The following is a 1,614-nucleotide window of genomic DNA, read 5'->3' on the forward strand; positions in this document are numbered from 1 at the left end:
ACAGCCATTTCAGAGCCTCTTTTTTCCGCTTAGACAGAGGAAAGTTAATAGAGTATTCGCTTTGGCATGGGGCAGAGGTAAACCCTTATATTTATCAGATCTATGAAAATGAAAGTGACACCGCTTGGCTTATTACCGCGGCAGGTATTTTTACTTTGAATTTAAAAAGTGGTGATATAGTTGAGCGTTATTACTCTGGAGGAAAGGGGAAGTATTATTTACAGTATGATAATATACAACACTTGCTTCCTAATAACGATGGGAGCTTCTGGCTGGCAACGGCAAAAGGAGGTTTGGTAAAGTGGAGTCCCACTAAAGGACAAATCAGTCATTATGGGCGTTTGGAAGGCTTACCGAGTAATAATGTCTATGCCATTTATAAAGATCAAAAAAATAATATATGGCTGTCCACGGAGTATGGAATCGCTCAATTAGACCCAAGCACTAAGAAAATCAGGAGCTACACTAAAAATGATGGTTTATCTGATAATGAGTTTAACCGAATTTCACATTATCAGGATGAGGATGGGATTATTTATTTCGGAGGTCTAAATGGCCTAAACTATTTTCAGCCACTTGATTTTTACCTTGATGAAGATACGTACGAGCCAAATTTAATACTTACTAAGTTAGACATCTTTAAGGCAAAGGAAGATAGCATTTATGATTGGAAGGTAGCGGCACAAAATGAGGCTCTACTAATGAAACCCGGCGATTATATTACCGAAATCACCGTCGCTTTACTATCGTATCAAGAATTAGATAAAGTTCAGTATGCATACATCTTAGAGGGCTTAAATGAAAATTGGACTTACCAGGCTTCTAATGTAATTCAGCTTGGAAAACTTCCTTTTGGTGACTATACCTTAAAAATAAGAGGACAGGAGTCTAGCGGGCGTTGGTCTAGGCGAGAACTGAGTATTCCCATTTTGGTTTTGAAGCCTTTTTATCTGCGGATGTGGTTCATTTTCACTTCGCTATTTTTCCTGGTAGGCTCTGTTTCGCTCTTTATTTATTTACTTCAGCGCGCTCAAATGGCGAGGCAAATAGAGCTCGAAAAACTGGTGGTTGAACGTACGCAAGTTATTGAAAATCAAAAGGAAGAACTTCGCTCTCTCGACCGGATGAAATCTCAGTTTTTTGCCAATATTAGCCACGAGTTACGCACGCCACTGAGTTTAATTAGCAGCCCATTGAATAAACTAATGGCGCAAAAAGATAGTTTCACCGAAAAGGAGCAGCGCTGGTTAAGTTATATGCAACGAAATGCTGGGGTCTTACTGAATTTGGTGAACGAAATTTTAGATCTGTCCAAATTGGAAGCAGGGCGATTAAAGCTGCGTGAAGAAGAGCTGGTCTTGTTCTCTTATTTCGAAAGTATTCTCGCGCCCTTCAAGGTATTGGCCAAGGATAAAAACTTAGAGTTTAGATGGCAGATAAATTTAGATCCAAACTTAAGGGTTGCCCTAGATAAGTCTAAAACAAATAAGGTTCTCAATAACCTATTAGCTAACGCTTTTAAATTTACTAATGAAGGTGGCAGTATTACGGTTAACATTCGCCCAGATGATGAGAACACCCTTTGGGTAAGCATTAAGGTTACGGGAATCGGAA

The 1,614-nt window shown here is 39.2% G+C and carries 1 protein-coding gene; it reads left to right on the forward strand.

The features are described 5' to 3' along the window. A partial coding sequence (locus WAO74_RS10910) for a histidine kinase dimerization/phospho-acceptor domain-containing protein (protein WP_422162060.1) occupies positions 1-1,614 on the forward strand: 1,614 nt, incomplete at both ends.

This window comes from Polaribacter sp. (assembly GCF_049276715.1).
In the GTDB taxonomy this organism is placed as follows: Bacteria; Bacteroidota; Bacteroidia; order Flavobacteriales; family Flavobacteriaceae; genus Polaribacter.